The sequence below is a fragment of the Chitinophaga sp. 9-1-y genome (assembly GCF_059511905.2).
The window spans coordinates 4,041,954-4,059,656 of sequence record NZ_CM197955.1 but is presented as its reverse complement, the minus strand read 5'-3'; the positions used below and the strand labels follow the sequence as shown (position 1 = coordinate 4,059,656).

The 17,703-nt window shown below is 48.2% G+C and carries 11 protein-coding genes; all 11 read left to right on the top strand.

Features of this window, described 5'->3' with window-relative positions; genetic code table 11:
- Positions 1-116 precede the first annotated feature (116 nt).
- The 11 genes from AC5ZC7_RS15885 to AC5ZC7_RS15835 all read left to right on the top strand — a co-directional run bounded on the left by AC5ZC7_RS15885 (position 117) and on the right by AC5ZC7_RS15835 (position 17,666).
- Positions 117-671 (top strand): sigma-70 family RNA polymerase sigma factor, encoded by a 555-nt coding sequence (locus AC5ZC7_RS15885; protein WP_496157940.1) that lies wholly within the window; start codon positions 117-119, stop codon positions 669-671.
- Between the two features lie 99 nt (positions 672-770).
- Positions 771-1,919: a FecR domain-containing protein gene (locus tag AC5ZC7_RS15880; protein ID WP_496157941.1), complete on the top strand. Its 1,149-nt coding sequence runs from the start codon at positions 771-773 to the stop codon at positions 1,917-1,919.
- Between the two features lie 407 nt (positions 1,920-2,326).
- On the top strand, positions 2,327-5,758 hold the full coding sequence (locus AC5ZC7_RS15875; RefSeq protein ID WP_496157942.1) for a SusC/RagA family TonB-linked outer membrane protein: 3,432 nt from the start codon (positions 2,327-2,329) through the stop codon (positions 5,756-5,758).
- Between the two features lie 18 nt (positions 5,759-5,776).
- Complete coding sequence (locus AC5ZC7_RS15870; protein ID WP_496157943.1) at positions 5,777-7,198, top strand: RagB/SusD family nutrient uptake outer membrane protein; 1,422 nt, start codon at positions 5,777-5,779, stop codon at positions 7,196-7,198.
- 21 nt (positions 7,199-7,219) lie between these two features.
- Complete coding sequence (locus AC5ZC7_RS15865; RefSeq protein ID WP_496157944.1) at positions 7,220-8,305, top strand: redoxin domain-containing protein; 1,086 nt, start codon at positions 7,220-7,222, stop codon at positions 8,303-8,305.
- A gap of 21 nt (positions 8,306-8,326) precedes the next feature.
- Positions 8,327-9,535 (top strand): redoxin domain-containing protein, encoded by a 1,209-nt coding sequence (locus tag AC5ZC7_RS15860; protein ID WP_496157945.1) that lies wholly within the window; start codon positions 8,327-8,329, stop codon positions 9,533-9,535.
- 104 nt (positions 9,536-9,639) lie between these two features.
- Complete coding sequence (locus AC5ZC7_RS15855) at positions 9,640-10,356, top strand: response regulator (protein WP_496157946.1); 717 nt, start codon at positions 9,640-9,642, stop codon at positions 10,354-10,356.
- Positions 10,353-11,672, top strand: coding sequence for a PorY family sensor histidine kinase (locus AC5ZC7_RS15850; protein WP_496157947.1), 1,320 nt, complete (start codon positions 10,353-10,355; stop codon positions 11,670-11,672). Before AC5ZC7_RS15855 ends, AC5ZC7_RS15850 begins: the two co-directional genes overlap by 4 nt.
- 121 nt (positions 11,673-11,793) lie before the next feature.
- Positions 11,794-13,176: a TolC family protein gene (locus AC5ZC7_RS15845; protein ID WP_496157948.1), complete on the top strand. Its 1,383-nt coding sequence runs from the start codon at positions 11,794-11,796 to the stop codon at positions 13,174-13,176.
- Between the two features lie 61 nt (positions 13,177-13,237).
- A complete protein-coding gene (locus tag AC5ZC7_RS15840) occupies positions 13,238-16,516 on the top strand; it encodes an efflux RND transporter permease subunit (protein ID WP_496157949.1) in 3,279 nt (1,092 codons plus the stop codon).
- A 28-nt stretch (positions 16,517-16,544) separates the two neighbouring features.
- Positions 16,545-17,666, top strand: a complete 1,122-nt coding sequence (locus tag AC5ZC7_RS15835) for an efflux RND transporter periplasmic adaptor subunit (RefSeq protein WP_496157950.1) — start codon at positions 16,545-16,547, stop codon at positions 17,664-17,666.
- The last annotated feature ends 37 nt before the right edge of the window (positions 17,667-17,703 follow it).

Below are 17,703 nucleotides of genomic sequence, written 5' to 3'. Positions count from 1 at the left end.
TATTACATAGTCAGGGTATTGTTTCTATTTGGATGAAACGTTAGCTTTGAGATATCAGGTGAACATTCATTGATCAACCATTCATTATTGCCGGCCATAAAAGTATTACGCTAGAGATGATGACCGATTACGCCCATTATGGAGATGACACGCTGGTGCAGATGATGAGCGATGATGATCACAACGCCTTTACAGAAATTTATAACAGGTATTGGAAACGCCTGTATGTGTTGGCATATGATCGTTTACGCTCCCGCGAGCTGGCGGAAGATGTGGTGCAGGATGTGCTCACGGGATTGTGGCAGCGCAGAGGGCAAACCATTATCCGGTCTTTACCTGCCTACCTGGCTACTGCCAGCCGGTATGCCGTTTTTACCCAATTATCCAAACTGGTGCCGGTTACCACCGTGGAGGCCTTGCCGGAAGCTGTTCAGGCGGTAACAGATGACACCGCCCAGCTCCATTTTCTTCAGCAATCTATGCAGGAGCAGCTGAAACAGTTGCCCGAAAAATGCCGGATCGTATTTGACTATAGCCGCAATAAAGGACTCTCTAACCGGGAAATAGCCACGGAACTCAATATCTCCGAGAAAGCCGTGGAAAAGCATATCAGTAAGGCATTGCAACGCCTGCGTCTCCAGTTCCGGAATTATTTTCATGCCTTGTTCTGATTTGTTGCCCCCCTCTTTCCAAATTTTTTTTCTACAGAGGTAGGGTAACGCTCTTTTTACCAGACTTAACTATATAGCACCTGTAAATTACAAACACGGATGAATACGAATGAACTGGCTTTACTGTCAAAAAAGTACCTTGCCGGAGCGGCCAGTGATGAGGAGAAGGAGGAGTTACTGCAATGGTATAATGCCTATGATGAACAGTCGCTGACCGTTCATTTGATAGGGGAAGACAACGAAACGGAAGCGCTGCTGGAAGCGCGGATGCGCCAACGCCTGCAAGCGGCAACACAGCCTGCTGTAGGGAGGAAGCTGGTGCCTGTGCAACGTTTCAACTGGAAAGTGGCCGCAGCGGTATTACTGTTGTTATCAGCAGGCGCGGGTTTTTACGCCTGGCAGTCTGGCAGAAAAACGGCGGTGGTGGCTAAAGCGCAGCCTATTTTGCCGGGTGGCGACAAAGCCACACTGACACTGGCAGATGGCACCGTGGTAAACCTGGACAGTGCCGGAACGGGTGTTTTAACGGTGCAGGGCAATACCAAAGTGGAGAAAACAACACACGGGCAAATCGTGTATAAAAATAATACAGCCGCAGGAGCAGGAGTGGCCTACAACGTGCTCCGTACGCCGCGTGGAGGGCAATATAAAATTACGTTGCCGGATGGTACAGAGGTATGGCTGAATGCTAGTTCTTCCATCAGCTATCCTACTGCTTTTGCAGGGAAGGAAAGAAATGTAAGCATTACGGGAGAAGCCTACTTTGAAGTAGCCACGGATGCGGCACGCCCCTTCACGGTGAAAGTGAACCGGATGGAGGTGTTGGTGCTGGGTACGCATTTTAATATCAACGCGTACGAAGATGAAAGCACCATCAACACCACGCTGCTGGAAGGCGCCGTGCTGGTAAGAGCAGGTAGCACGGCGAAACTGCTGATGCCCGGCAAACAATCCAGGGTAAGCCAAACCGGGGACATCACCAACGAAGTAAAAAGAGTGGATGCTACGAATGCCATCGCGTGGAAGAATGGATATTTCTCTTTTGATGAGGCAGATATCCCCACAGTAATGCGGCAATTATCGAGATGGTATAATATAGAAGTGAGGTATAATGACCGGGTACCAGAAGGTACTTTTACAGGAGAGATAGGCAGAAGCCTTACGCAGGAGCAACTGTTGAAAGTTTTATCGCAGGCGAAAATAAACTTTAAGGTAGAGGAGGGCAGACGGATTATTATTTATCCATAACTAACATCTAAATCAAATACCAACCACCGCTGATACCACCAATATCAGCAAACCAACCATGTGACGGCGCAAACCAACGCCGGCACAGACAACTATCCGTAATCATGTTATGAAGTAATGAGGTCCACCGGACAAGGAGATCTTATGTTCATCCATAAAAAAAACCTGGTGTCAAGATTGGCGTCCGCACCAGGTTTTAGAAAATGGTTAACCCTGTTTAGGAAAGCTTTTCACTACTGCCTGTAAAAGGTGGGTGAGAAACATTTGTCAACCAAAAACCAATCTAAGGTATGAAAATTAATGTTGTTCGCAACCTGCGTGGGAGATCCGCGCTATTGGTTGGTTCACTTGTTCACAGCGAGTCCCCTCAACCAGGGACTGATTATGTAACCAAAATCTGGCGAGTAATGAGAATGACCGCAGTTTTATTAACGGTGCTGGCTTTGCACGTTTGTGCCAGTGGAGTATCACAAACGGTAACTGTTACCTGCAAAGAAATGCCACTACAGCAGGTATTTACTGTTATCAAACAACAAACCGGGTACGTCTTTTTTTACCGGAGCAAAGACTTGTCAGATGTCACTCCCGTGTCGGCCAACTTCAAAGAGATGCCACTGAAAGTAGCCCTGGCTAAACTTTTGCAGGACAAGCCGCTTAGTTTCGACATCGAAGGCAACACCATCGTTATTTCCAGGAAGGTCACCACTAACCCGGAACATAACACAGATGGTGATCTGGCCCCACCGGAAGATATCCGCGGAAAAATCGTGGATAACAAAGGACAACCCGTACCCGGTGCCACCGTGCGGGTGAAAGGCAGCAACATTGCCGCTATCACAGATCAGGCGGGTTATTTTGTGTTGCACAATGCCGGCTCCCGCTCTGTATTAATGATCTCCTGTGTAGGCTTTGAATCCCAAAGCCTCAACACAGGCGGTAAGCAAACCATTGAAATAGAACTGAAAACTAAAGTAGATGACCTGAATCAATACGTGGTAGTAGGTTATGGCAGTACCAAAAGAAAAGACCTCACCGGCTCCGTTGCTTCCGTGAATGTAGACGAAGTGAAGAATGTACCTTTTACCAGCATCGATCAGGCGCTCAGTGGTAAAGCCGCAGGCGTACAGGTAACGCAATCCGACGGCTCTCCCGGTGGTGTGGCTAAAATCCGTATCCGTGGCGGTACCTCCCTGTTGGGTGGAAATGATCCGCTGTATATCATCGATGGGGTACAGGTAACTATTCAGAACAGGTATATACAAAACCAGGCGGAAGCCGTAAATCCCATAGAAAGGGCAGGGAACGATGATCCCAATAGCTCTGTCAGCGGTTCTTTCTCCCGCGGGTTAAACAGCCTCGCCGGTTTAAATATCAATGATATTGAAAGCATCGACATCCTGAAAGATGCTTCTGCTACAGCGATCTATGGCTCCAAAGCAGCCAATGGCGTGATCATCATCACCACCAAAAAAGGGAAGCTGAATCAAAAACCGATTTTGGAAGTGAACTACTATGCTGGTTTGAGTACAGCGATAAAAGAAAAGTTACTCAATGCAAAAGACTATATCTCTCTATTAACGGAGGCCGCTAAAAACCTGAATGACGCCCGGGCACTGGCCGGTGATCCGCCCAGTACTAAAGCTAATAATGTCCTGAATAATCCCGCCAGTTTAGGTACCGCCAACACCGATTGGTTAAGCCTGGTATTACGCAACGCTTCTTCGCAGAATGCAGATGTCTCTGTGCGTGGCGGAGGATCCGGCTCCCGGTACTATACCTCGCTGGCTTATAATAAACAAAATGGAGTGGTGCTGGGAACAGATTTTTCCCGCATCTCCGGTAAGATAAGCCTGGATAATGAAATTACCAGTAAGCTGCGCATCATCACCAACCTGGACTACGGCTTCACGAAGAATAGCATTACCAACGGCGTATATCCCGCCGCATTTTTCGCCCCGCCTACTTTGCCGGCGCGTAATCCCGATGGGTCTTACTACCGTTTCCTCGGCTCGCAAATTGGCGGCTATGATTACCAGGGAAACCAAAATCCGTTGATCCTGTTAGATGGTATCAACCAGGGAAAAACATCTTCGTTGTTGGGATCATTATCCGGCGATTATGATGTGCTGAAAGACCTGAAATTCCGGTCTACGCTTTCGGTGAACTACAACAATTATCACCAGCTGAACTACGTGCCCAGCGCTGCGGTGATTGCCTCTCCCAATGGTGTGGACGATTCCAATGGTGGCACCGGATCACAGGCGCAAACAGAAGAAGTGAACCTGTTTTTTGAAAACACCCTCACGTGGGATAAACAGTTTAATGAAAACAACCGGTTAACACTGTTAGGCGGAACCTCCTGGCAGAAATATCGTTTTAATTCTTTCTCTGCCAGCGGACAAGGTTTTCCGGATGATAAATACCTCAATAATCTTTCTTCTGCGGCGGTTACTTTACCCAGTACCGGTACTTCCGGCCAGAATGCTCTGCTGAGCTTTTATGCACGTGCTAACTATGCTTTCAAAGAAAGATACCTGCTTACTTTCACCGGTCGTTCTGATGCGTCTTCCAAATTCCCTGCGCATAACCGGGTAGGTTACTTTCCTTCCGGAGGGGTGGCCTGGCGTATTTCAGAAGAACCGTTTATGAAAGGCGTTACCTGGCTGAATGAGCTGAAACTGAGAGCCAGCGGAGGATATACCGGTACGCAAAACTTTGGCGACAACCTGTATTATACCTTATATACACCCGGATCTTACGGTGGTGTAAATGCATTGGTACCAACACAATTGGGCAACGATAAAATCAAATGGGAGTCTACCCTGCAGAAAGACCTGGGACTGGATTTTGAAATGTTTGGTTCCCGCCTGCGTGGGGTGTTAGGCTACTATGAAAAAAATACGACCGGCTTGTTAATGGCCACCCAACTGGCTCCCAGCTCGTCTTACAACAACGTGATTTCCAATTTCGCTACGATTAATAACAAAGGGCTGGAGCTGGATCTGCGCATGGACTTTATAAAACACAAACGTTTCCAATGGAGTGGCGCCCTGAATGTATCCGGCAACAGAAGTAAGGTAACCGATATCACGCACGACTTCACCGATGCAGGATCCATCGACTCCTATATACAAGGGAATATGATTGTTAGAAAAGGAGAGCCGCTGGGCCTTTTCTATGGCTATAAATTTAAAGGGATCATTCAAAATAAGCAGCAACTGGACGATTATAAAAAAGTATTTACCTATGCTGAATATATGGCGCCTTACCTGGGCATTGGCGATCCCATGTATGAAATAGACGAAACCGGCTTCTACAAAAGTGACGTGATTGGTAAATCTCAACCTAAATTTTTTGGAGGGCTCACCAATACATTTACCTATAAGAATTTCAGCCTGATTGCCCTGACCACGTTCTCTTATGGTGGACAGTTACTATACCTGACAGATATTCAAAACAAATCGTTCGATAGCTATGCTAACAGAGGTGTCCGGATCAAAGGACGCTGGACGCCCGAACATCCCGGCAACGACCGTCCACGGTTGCTGCTAGGAGAAAATGTTACGCAAACTTCCAGCAATGATGTGTATGATGGTTCCTATCTCAAACTAAAATCTATTACGCTGACGTACCAGTTGCCGGTGAAAGTAGCCCGCTCGCTGCATATCCGGGAAGCATCGATGTACGCTTCCGCTACCAACTTATTCACCATTACCAAATACCCGGGTCCTGATCCGGAAGTAAGCAACAATCCTTACAGTTTAATCAATGGTAGCACGGATGTGAGCACGTTTCCCACTACGAAGCAATATAATATCGGTCTTCGTTTTGGATTTTAAAACAACAAAAAAGATTTTATGAAAAGGATCATATATGTAATGCTGGGTGCGGTGTTGGTCACAGGAGCGTCCTGCAAAAAGGAATTAGGAAAGTTACCGGAAAATGCGAAAGTTGATGGTAATACCATCCTCGACCAGCGCACCTCTGAAATTGCATTGAATGGTGTTTATTACCGCTTTGCTAATGTAGATGCGGGCAATAATGTAACAAAATGGATGGAGCATGAAGTGCCTCCCGCTGTATTTGCAGGATATATGGGCTATGGCTATGGAGAAGATCGTGCAGAGCTGAATAATTATGTGGGTTCTTTTTTCTCCGATATATACTGGACTTCTTCCTATCAGATCATCAATGCCGCCAATGGCGTCATTAAAGGTGTGACCGCACTCAACGACAATGGATTTACCGGCAACCGGAAAAAGGAAATACTGGCAGAAGCCCGGTTCCTCCGTGCTTACAGCCATTTTAAGCTGTTGAGTTATTTTGGACGTTGGTTCGATTTAAATAGTCCCTACGGAGCTTTGCTGCGGGATGAATTTGTAACAGTAGGGGAGATAGCAAAGGCGCGCAGTTCCGTGAAAGACAGTTATACGTCCATCCTGACCGATCTGGATGATGCCATCACCAATGGGCCGGCACAGAACAAAGCGTTTTATGCCACCCGCTGGGCCGCTATGGCATTGAAAATGCGGGTGTTGATGAGTCACGGGCAACAGGCAGACTATCCACAGATCATTGCGCTGGCCGACAGCATTATCCTTAAGAGCGGATATGCCCTGGAGCCGCAGATGAAGGACATTTTTTATACCAGGGGATTATCCAGCACTGAAGTAATCCTGGGTATCAAGCCGCAACAAAACCAGGAAAGTTATTACTATGTGCTTGGCGCCCAATACTGGCCCGGGGCGTCCTCCCTGTATGTGGCAAAAACTGCACTGAAAGACTTGCTGAAAAATGATCCCCGTGGGGCCTGGATGGTGGGTTCCGCCAATCGCTATTCAGACGGTACCTATTATTTCCTGAAGTACATCCGGGAAGGAAATAAACCTACGCCAATCTCTGAAACAGCGTATGCCATCCGCCTGTCGGAAGTATACCTGCTCAAGGCAGAAGCCATTGTACGTAGTGGTGGTAATATCTCCACTGCCCGTGATATCCTCAAAAATATCATGGCACATGCCGGTGTAACAGATTTCACAGTCGTAGACAATGCTACCAGCACAAATGATATGCTGAAACAATTGTACCTGGAAACCTCCAGGAACCTGGTAGGAGAAGATGGGCAGGAATGGCTGGCCTTATTGCGACTTCCACCAGCGTTGATCCAGGAATTGCGTCCTACTGCTAATGATATCATCAAATATATTTTGCCCATTCCGCATGATGAATTCCTGTCGAATCCAGCTATCGGGGAGCAAAATCCTGGTTATCAGAAATAATTAACCACATAATAAGTCAATATGAAGATCCACACAAAATTACTCACAGCGGCCGCCTTGCTCGCCGTCGCCTGCCATCAGCCACAACCGCCGGTGGCCAGTATTACCGCTGCCATCACCGGGCTAAAAGATTCGGTGGTGTATATTTCTGTCCCCGTAGCGGATTCGGCTAAAACAGATACGGTACGGGTAAAAGACGGACAGTTTACCTGGACCGGGAACATGAACGAACCGCAGAAGATTTATATCATGACATCTTCCCGCTATATAGATGTATTCATGGAAAATGCAGCAGTAACCATCAAAGGCAACATCGACTCTGTAGATCAGTTGCAGGTTACCGGCTCCGCTTCCCAGGATGCCTATAAAGCATATCAAAAATCGGTGGAAGACCTCTCTGCACAGCGGGATACCCTTTATTCAAAATACCAGACCGTACAAGGTAACGATACCGCTGAATTAGCACTGGAAAACCAGATCGAAGCTTTACGGGCACAGAACAGGGCCCGCTCCGTGGCGTATATTAAAGCACATCCGGAAAGCCCGGTAAGCCTTGATCTCGTATCAGAGATGGCTACCTTCGGAGAATATGCACCAGTGGATAGCGTATACAAATTATTATCACCCACTGCACAGCAAACAGGGGTAGGTAAACGAATCGCAGCAAGATTAGCCGTTATTAAGAAAAGCGCTATCGGTCAGCCCATGATTGATTTCACCCAGGCAGACGTAAACGGTAAACCCGTGCGCTTATCCGATTACAAAAGCAAATATGTACTGCTCGATTTCTGGGCCAGCTGGTGCGGTCCTTGTCGCGCAGAGAATCCCAACGTGCTGAAAGCCTACAACAATTTCAAAGACAAAAACTTCACCGTCGTAGGCGTATCACTCGATGACAAAGCCGATAAATGGAAAGAAGCCATTGCGAAAGATGGTATGCCCTGGATGCAGGTGTCTGACCTGAAAGGCTTCCGCAATGAAGTGGCCCAACAGTACGGAATCCAGGCTATTCCCTGCTCTTTCCTGATAGATCCGCAAGGTATCATTATCGCGAAAGAGTTAAGGGGCGCTAAGTTGCACACTGAACTGGCAGCTATACTTAAATAATCATCCATCAAAATAAAACGCATGAAACATATTTTTTTCGCTGCGCCACTGGTACTGTTACAGGTATCTGCCATGGCACAACAACAACAACCATTTACCCTGAAGGGAGATATTAAAGGACTGCCCAACCGCTACGTATACCTCAGCTATGCCAGGGGCGGAGAGCAATACCGGACAGATAGCGCGATGTCTAAAAACGGAAAATTTACTTTCCAGGGGCAGTTGGTACAGCCGGTAGAAGGCCGGATGTACCTCGATAAGAAAGCGGCCATGTATGGAGAAGGGGACTTCACCTCGTTTTTTATGGACGCCGCCCCTATGCAACTGAAATCGGCCACCGGCAAGCTGAAAGATGCAAAGCTCACCGGCTCACAGTCGCAGGCAGACCAGGATAAACTGACCGCAGCCCGCGCTCCGGTGCAAAAGAAGTTGAAGCCATTGTCCGATGCCTTCAATAAGCTCAATAACGAATACATCACTGCGAGCAGGGCAAAGAAGCCAGAGGCGGTACTCGAGTCTTACAAAACAAAACTCGACAAAATAAAAGAGCAAATGGAGCCTTACTACGATGAAATGGAGAAAATTGATAAGGCCTTCCTCGATCAAAACCCCAATGCATATGTATCTGCACAGCTATTGCGTTACCGCGTAAGTAATATGCCGTTGTCAGAAGGCGAAGCCTATTACGCTAAAATGTCGCCGGCCATGCAGCAGAGCCTTGATGGTGTTGAAATCAGGAAAGAACTGGATGGCTTGCGTGCCGGCTCTCCGGGCAGTGTGGCACATGAATTCACCAAAACAGATATCGATGGCAAAACCATCAACCTGGCGGATTATAAAGGCAAATACGTGATGCTGGACTTCTGGGCCAGCTGGTGCGGTCCTTGCCGCAAAGGCAATCCGCATTTGAAAGAGTTGTATGGTAAATACAGCACCAAAGGCTTTGAAATCATCGGGATCTCTGACGACGATTCCAACCATGATGCCTGGAAGAAGGCCGTGAACCAGGATGGTATCGGCATCTGGCGGCATGTACTCCGTGGGCTCGACTGGGGTAAACGCGAAAAGAACCTGCCTAACCCGGAAGATGTAAGCGATTACTACGGCATTCATTCCCTGCCGACCAAGATACTGATAGACCCGAAAGGGGTGATTATTGGTCGCTATGGCGGTGGCGGAGAAGACGATGAAGCCATGAATAAGAAATTGAAAGAGATATTTGGTTCCTGAGCCTTTTTTTTTCCGGAAAACATCCCTGCGGCCCCATGCTGCGGGGATGTTTCGTTTTAGGGGAGCCCGATCTCTCCAAAACTTCAAAATTGCTATAAATTTACATGGCACCTTCACACCGGGTATGTTTTATGAAAGTATTGATTGTAGAAGATAACAAGGAACTGGCCAGCGGGATATCCGATTATCTCAACGGCGAAAAGTATATCTGTGAGCTGGCGTACACTTTCGAAGCGGCGCGGGAGAAGCTGTCGCTTTTTACCTACGATTGCATCCTGCTGGACATCATGCTGCCGGATGGGAACGGCCTGGAGTTGCTGAACTACATCCGCAAAGAAAATATCAATAGCGGGGTACTCATTATCTCCGCCAAAGATGCGCTGGATGACAAGGTTAACGGACTGGAAGGCGGGGCGGATGATTACGTGACCAAACCTTTTCACCTGCCGGAGCTGCATGCCCGCCTGCGGGCCATTTACCGCCGGAAAAAACTGGAAGGGAGTAATAATAACCTCGTCACTTTCAATGAGATAGTATTGAATACAGATACGGTAGAGGCTACCGTAAATGATATCCTGCTGGATGTTACCCGCAAGGAATTTGATCTGTTGTTGTATTTTGTGGTCAATAAAAACCGCGTATTATCGCGACAGTCTATTGCTGCCCACCTTTGGGGGGATTATACCGATAACCTGGCTAATTTCGATTTCGTTTACCAACATGTAAAAAACCTGAGAAAGAAGATCAGTGCAGTGGAAGGAACAGATTACATTGAAACGGTATATGGCTTAGGCTATAAGTTTAATACATCCAAAACATGAAGCTACTCAACAAAATAACGCTTTGGTTTATCGGTATCGTATTCCTGATAACGCCCATTACCATGGTCATCTCCCGGAATAATATCAAAAAACACCTGGATCAGGCGGAAATAGAGCGTATGAAGGCCGTCAACGACCGGGTGGCCCAACAACTCCTCGCGGGCGAAAAACCGGACCGTTATACCCATGGACGGCCTATTGAAATCAGCCTGTTACCCGGTGCTTTACCTGCCGAAAAGGTGACCGTGACCAAAGATAACTATGTAGCAGAGGACCTGGGACAGAAAGAATGCCGTATTACCGTGAATTCTTACTACGAAGTAGGGGCGCAACATTATAAAATTTCTTCTTTCAACTACGTCATCAAATCTGAAGAAATATTCCAGGGCATGCTCTCTGCGGTAATATGGAAAATGGTGCTGCTGACTATTGCCGTTTCTATCACGGCACGCCTGATCTCCGGCAAAATCTTTTCCCCGTTGCGCCGCACCATGAAGGCCATCCACCGTTTCGACCTGAAACAAAAAAAGAAAATACAGCTCCCCGAAACCAGTACCACCGAATTCAAAGAACTGAATGCTTTCCTCCGCAAAATGACGGATAAAGCGATAGACGACTACGCCGCCGTGAAAGAATTTAGCGAAAATGCTTCGCATGAGCTGCAAACACCGCTGGCAGTGATCCGCAGCAAAATAGAATTGCTCTCCGAAACCAATATCGATAGCACACAAGCGGCATTGATAGGGGATATGCAGAATGCCATTGAAAAGCTGTCGCATATCAACCGCTCCCTGATCCTGTTGACCAAGCTGGAAAACCAGGAATTCAAGACCACTGAAAACCTGAAGTTTTGCCGGGTCACCAAAGACGTGCTGGCTACTTATGAAGACTGGATCCTGATGCGGGAAATTAAATTGTCCACGCATTTGGATAAAAACGTACCGCTGAATATTCATCCGGCGCTGGCGGAGATGTTGATGAACAACCTGCTGAGCAATGCGATCCGCCATAACCGCGACGGCGGACAAATTGACCTGTTGCTGACCCATCGGGAATTTTGTATCAGCAATACTGGCTTGCCTCCGCAAATCCCTACCAACGAGCTATTCCAGCGGTTTAAGAAAAGTAATCAGAGCAATGATAGTATAGGCCTGGGCCTGGCGATCGTAAAACAAATCTGCGAGGTAAATAATTATACCATTGATTATACCTATGCCAATGGCTGGCATCGTATTCATATCTACTTTTTTAAAGAAGACGAATCAATTGTGATGAACGGCGAAGCCTTGCCCACAGCGGCAGAGATGCCTGCTTAGGTATCCATCTCCCTAAAAAAATCCCAATTTTGAATTTCCTTCAAAGTTCCTTCAAAATGATACAGTCATTTTGCGGATGAGATATCCCTCCGGGAATTTCAACCGTAAAATCTATTTATTCATGTGGAGTAAAAAATATTGCCTGCTGGCAGTTGCAGCGGTACTTACCGGATACAACGCAAGTGCACAACAGGTGTTTACCCTTAAGCAAGCCATTGATACTGCCGTTGCAAATTATGGCACCATCAAGGCGAAAGCCAGCTACACGGCAGCTGCCCGGGAACAGGTGTCACAGGCACGCCGCGATTACCTGCCTAATTTCAACGTGGGCGTACAGCAGGACTATGGTACCATCAACGGTCAAAACGGCCCGATGTATGGCTTCGGCGGCCTCAGTGCAGCATCTGCCGGCCCTGCCCTCGATCATCAGAACTGGAATGCCTCCTTCGGCGCATTATACCTTACTAATATCAACTGGGACTTCTTTGCCTTTGGCAGAGCAAAAGAAAAGGTGAAAACGGCAGTAGCGGCCGCCACACAGAACGATAAAGACTGGCAACAAGAGATTTTTAAGCACAAAATTAAAGTGGCGGCCACTTATTTAAACCTGGTGGCAGCACAACAGCTCACCCGTTCCTACCAAGAAAACCTGCAACGCGCAGACACCATCCGCCGCGTGGTAGTGACCCGTGTGAAGAATGGCCTCATTGCCGGAGTAGATTCCTCCCAGGCCAATGCAGAATATTCCAGCGCCAAAATTGCCCTCACAAAAGCCAGGGATTTTGAACAGGAACAAAGTAATCAGCTGGCGCAATTACTGGGTGTAACACCACGGTCGTTTACGGTAGACACTACCTATATGACACGCATTCCGGCCTTGCCGCAACAAAGTTTTAACCCGGATAATCATCCGCTGCTGCAATGGTATAAAAGCCGTATTGCCCTCAGCGATGAACAGGCGAAGTACGCTAAAACCCTTTATTACCCGGCGTTTACACTGGTAGGATTATTACAGACGCGTGGCTCCGGTTTTGGCAGCGGCTATGTAACCGATCAAACCGATTTCACCCACAACTACTGGGATGGCGTAAAACCTACCCGTACCAACTACCTGTTTGGCGTAGGCGTTACCTGGAATATTACACAGCCGTTCCGCATATCCCGGCAGGTACGGGCGCAACAGCAGATCAGCAAAGGGTTAACGTATGAATACGAACTGGCAGACCAGCAAATCCGCGCACAACTGGACCTTTCCGATATTAAAATAAAGAATGCCCTGGATAACTACCGCGAAGTACCCGTGCAGGTGAAAGCCGCTTCAGATGCCTATCTCCAGAAATCAGTATTGTATAAAAACGGACTGACTAACCTGGTAGATGTAACACAGGCGCTTTATGTGCTCATCCGGGCAGAAACAGACAAAGACATCGCCTATAGTAATGTTTGGCAGGCTTTATTGCTGAAAGCAGCAGCAGTAGGAGATTTTAGCATATTTGAGAACTAGCGCAGATCGCTTTCGTTAAACGGACGCCACTTATGGCTTTATTTATCAACACGTCGTTATTATGAACTTAATCAGTTTCGCACTAAAAAAACCTATTACCATACTGGTACTTGTTGCCGGCCTGTTCTTCTTCGGGATAAAAGCGGTCAATACGATTAAGATCGACATCTTTCCTAAGCTGGACATGCCGGTACTCTATGTATCGCACCCTTTTGGCGGGTATACGCCTGTGCAAATGGAAGCCTTCTTTGCCAAACAATACATCAACATATTCCTGTTTGTAAACGGGATCAAAAGCATTGAAACCAAGAATATCCAGGGCCTCACGCTGATGAAGATCAACTTCTATCCCGGCACCAACATGGCCCAGGCAGCAGCGGAGGTCAGCGCGTTTTCCAACAGGATACAGGCGGCGTTTCCACCTGGCTCCAATCCGCCGTTTATCATTCGCTTTGATGCCTCCACGTTGCCGGTAGGGCAACTGGTATTGAGCAGTGATAAACGCAGCAACAACGAATTACTCGATATGGCGAATGTGTATGTGCGTTCGTCGTTTACCTCTATCCCCGGCCTGGTGGCTTCCCCGCCCTTTGGTGGGAACGTGCGTACCGTGGTGATCAAAGCAGACCCGGTGTTGCTGCGCCAGCACAACATGACACCCGATCAGCTGGTGGAAGCGATGCGCCTGAATAACCAGACCGCTCCTTCCGGGAATGTGCGCATCGGCGACAATAACTATATCGCTTCCGCCAATACCACTATCCGCTCTATCAAGGATTTTGAAAATATCCCGTTGTTTAAGGGAGATGTACAAAATCTGTATCTGCGGGATGTGGCGACCGTAGAAGACGGCGCAGACGTTACTGCTGGTTATGCATTGGTAAACGGGCGGCGTTCTGTATACCTGAGTATCGCCAAAAGCGCGGATGCGTCCACCTGGGAAGTGGTACAAAACCTGAAAAAATCTATTCCTAAAATGCAGGCCCAGCTACCGGAAGATGTGAAGCTGAGCTACGAATTTGATCAGTCCACCTACGTAATCAACTCCGTGAAGAGCTTACTCACCGAAGGTACTATCGGGGCCATTCTCACCGGTCTCATGGTACTGCTCTTCCTCGGGGATCCAAGAGGGGCGATGATTGTAATCCTGACCATTCCAACATCTATCATTTCGGCGGTACTGTTCCTGAACCTGTTCGGACAAACCATCAATATCATGACCCTGAGCGGATTGGCGCTGGCCATTGGTATCCTGGTAGATGAAAGTACGGTGACGATTGAAAATATCCACCAGCATCTGGATATGGGCAAACCCAAGGCCCTGGCCATCTGGGATGCCTGCCAGGAAATTGCCTTCCCGAAATTGCTGATCCTCTTCTGTATCCTTGCAGTATTTGCCCCGGCATTTACCATGGGTGGTATCCCTGGTTCACTGTTCCTGCCGCTGGCCCTGGCCATTGGTTTTAGTATGATCATCTCTTACTTCCTGGCGCAAACTTTTGTACCGGTGATGGCTAACTGGGTGATGAAAGGAAAACACCACAAAAAAGCAGATGGCACCAATATGTCGGATGCCGAAGAATTTGCGGCATGTGGCCTGGCAGGCGCCGGAGAACACGATACCTGGGAACAGAAGAAAATATTGGTAGAACGCGCCGATAGCAACCGCGATGGAAAGGTGAGTGGCTTTGAAAAGCTGCGGCGCCGCTACCTGCGCTTTATTGGCCGGATGATGCCTTATCGCCGCCCGATCGTAATTGGCTACCTGGTAGTTGTGTGCGCCGTGGTGGCGCTGCTCCTCAGCACCATTGGACGCGACGTATTACCGAAAGTAAATGGAAGCCAGTTCCAGGTGAGAATGCGTATACCCGATGGCACCCGTATTGAAATCACCGAAGCCAAAACGCTTCAACTGCTCGATGGCATCAAAGGTATTGTGGGAAAAGGGAATGTTGATATCACCTCTGCTTACGTAGGGATGCACCCGCAACTGTTTTCCATCAGCCCTATCTTCCTTTGGATGGCCGGGCCGCATGAAGCGGTGTTGCAGGTGACCCTCAGCGAACACTATAAAACTAACCTGGATGAATTAAAAGATAAGATCCGTGCGCGCGCCAAAAGCATTGACCCGCAAATGAAATTATCTTTTGAACCGATTGAACTGACGGATAAAATTCTCAGCCAGGGGTCGCCTACACCAGTAGAGGTGCGCTTTTCCGGCCGCGATAAAAAGCAGAATGAAAAGTATGCACAGATCATGGTAGATGAGCTGAAGAAAATCAATTATCTCCGCGACGTGCAGATTGGTCAATCTATTAAATACCCGGCGCTCAATATCAACGTAGACCGTGTCCGCGCCGCCCAACTGGGTGTAGATATGAGCGATGTATCCCGCTCCCTGGTGGCGTCTACCTCGTCTTCCCGCCTGACGGAAAAGAATGTATGGGTAGATGAAAAGGCAGGATATAGCTATAGCGTACAGGTACAGGTGCCGGAAAATAAAATGGCCAGCAAAGAGCAGGTAGGAGAAATCCCGCTGTTGAAAAACACCTCCCGCCCCATACTGGGCGACGTGGCCGCCATGACTACCGACACTACTTACGGGGAAGCCGATAACCTCGGTGCCATGCCTACACTAACGGTAACGGCTAACCTGAATAACAAAGACCTCGGTACGGCGTCTACTGACGTGAAGAAAGCCATTGCCGCCATGGGTAAATTACCCCGTGGTTTAAATGTGGAACTCATTGGTTTGAGCAGCACACTCACCGAAACGCTGGATAGCCTGCAGGGTGGTCTGGTGGTAGCCATCGTCGTAATTTTCCTGATGCTGGCAGCTAACTTCCAGTCGTTCAAAGTATCCGCGGTGGTGCTGGCAACGGTACCAGCAGTATTATTAGGTTCGCTGGCATTGCTGATGTTGTGCCGGTCTACTTTAAATTTGCAGTCTTACATGGGCATGATTATGTCGGTAGGGGTGTCTATTTCCAACGCGGTATTGTTGATCACCAACGCAGAGCAGTTGCGCAAACATAACGGCGATGCGTTGTTATCCGCCACGGAAGCGGCAGCGCTGCGTTTACGTCCTATTCTCATGACGGCATTAGCCATGGTGGTAGGTATGATCCCGATGGCCAGCGGTTTGGGAGAAGCCGGTGATCAGTCGTCGCCGCTGGGACGTGCGGTGGTCGGAGGCCTCGTAGCATCTACCTTCGCAGCATTGTTTATCTTGCCGCTGGCTTTTGCCTGGGGACAAGGTAAAGCAGGTACACAGAGTGTGTCACTGCATCCGAGAGATGAAGAAAGTGTGCATTACATTCCTTCAGACGAAAAAGCATAATCATCTAATTTCTATTAAAATATATTTTATGAACAGCGGTTTCCGTATCACCTTTCCTTTATTATCAGCAATGATGCTCACTGTAGGACTACAGAGTTGTAGCTCCTCCGGCGCCAAAGAAGGAAAAGACCCATCCGCAACTGAAACAGCGCCCCCGCTGGACGTCTTCTCCCTGGAGAAAGGCAGTCTTTCTTCTTCTATACAAATTCCCGGAGAGCTGGTGGCTTTCCAGCAGGTAGACCTCTACGCGAAAGTGAGCAGCTTCGTTAAAAAGATGAATGTGGACGTCGGCAGCGAGGTGGCCGCCGGGCAATTATTAGTGACCATGGAAGCGCCGGAGATTAATTCACAATTATCTGGTGCAGAGTCCCGGCTGAAGTCGCAGGAGGCCATTTATTTATCCAGCAAAGCTACTTACGACCGCCTGCTGGAAACCAGTAAAACACCCGGTACCATTTCCCAGAACGACCTGGACGTGGCATTTGCCCGCCAGAAATCGGACCTGGCACAGCTGGACGCCGCCAGGGCCGCCCACCGCGAAATAGGTGATAACCGGAATTACCTGGAAATACGCGCCCCGTTCAGTGGCGTGATTACTGCCCGTAACGTGAGCGCCGGCGCCTATGTAGGTCCTTCCGGTAAAGGCTCTGAAATGCCCATCTTCACTTTACAGGAACAAAAGAAACTGAGACTGGTAGTGAGTGTACCAGAAGCTTATACCAGCTACCTGAACAACCAGAGCGAAGTGGATTTTACCGTGAGATCACTGGCAGATAAACAATTTAAAGGAAAAGTAATCCGCCTGGCCGGTGCGCTGGATCGTAAGCTCCGCGCCCAACACATTGAAATTGACGTAGCCAATAATGATAAATCCCTGTTACCGGGTATGGTGGCAGAAGTAGCCATCCCGCTGACCGGTAATGCCAGCAACTTCCTGGTACCGACTACGGCTGTACTGAATTCAACGAAAGGCGTATACGTGGTGAGAATACAAAACAAAAAAACAAAATGGATACCAGTAACGACGGGTCGTACCGAAAAAGGGAAAACCGAAGTATTCGGGGAACTGAATGCCGGTGATACGCTGGTAACGGTTGCCAGTGAAGAAGTACGGGACGATGCACCCGCCAACAATGTAAACGTTAAGTAGGTAGATAGATGATGAATCGAAGGGGCTGTCTCCGTAA

Coding starts and splice junctions, on each gene's coding strand:
- AC5ZC7_RS15875 (WP_496157942.1), top strand. CDS start 2,327: ATGAGAATGACCGCAGTTTTATTAACGGTGCTGGCTTTGCACGTTTGT.
- AC5ZC7_RS15885 (WP_496157940.1), top strand. CDS start 117: ATGATGACCGATTACGCCCATTATGGAGATGACACGCTGGTGCAGATG.
- AC5ZC7_RS15860 (WP_496157945.1), top strand. CDS start 8,327: ATGAAACATATTTTTTTCGCTGCGCCACTGGTACTGTTACAGGTATCT.
- AC5ZC7_RS15865 (WP_496157944.1), top strand. CDS start 7,220: ATGAAGATCCACACAAAATTACTCACAGCGGCCGCCTTGCTCGCCGTC.
- AC5ZC7_RS15880 (WP_496157941.1), top strand. CDS start 771: ATGAATACGAATGAACTGGCTTTACTGTCAAAAAAGTACCTTGCCGGA.
- AC5ZC7_RS15835 (WP_496157950.1), top strand. CDS start 16,545: ATGAACAGCGGTTTCCGTATCACCTTTCCTTTATTATCAGCAATGATG.
- AC5ZC7_RS15845 (WP_496157948.1), top strand. CDS start 11,794: ATGTGGAGTAAAAAATATTGCCTGCTGGCAGTTGCAGCGGTACTTACC.
- AC5ZC7_RS15850 (WP_496157947.1), top strand. CDS start 10,353: ATGAAGCTACTCAACAAAATAACGCTTTGGTTTATCGGTATCGTATTC.
- AC5ZC7_RS15870 (WP_496157943.1), top strand. CDS start 5,777: ATGAAAAGGATCATATATGTAATGCTGGGTGCGGTGTTGGTCACAGGA.
- AC5ZC7_RS15855 (WP_496157946.1), top strand. CDS start 9,640: ATGGCACCTTCACACCGGGTATGTTTTATGAAAGTATTGATTGTAGAA.
- AC5ZC7_RS15840 (WP_496157949.1), top strand. CDS start 13,238: ATGAACTTAATCAGTTTCGCACTAAAAAAACCTATTACCATACTGGTA.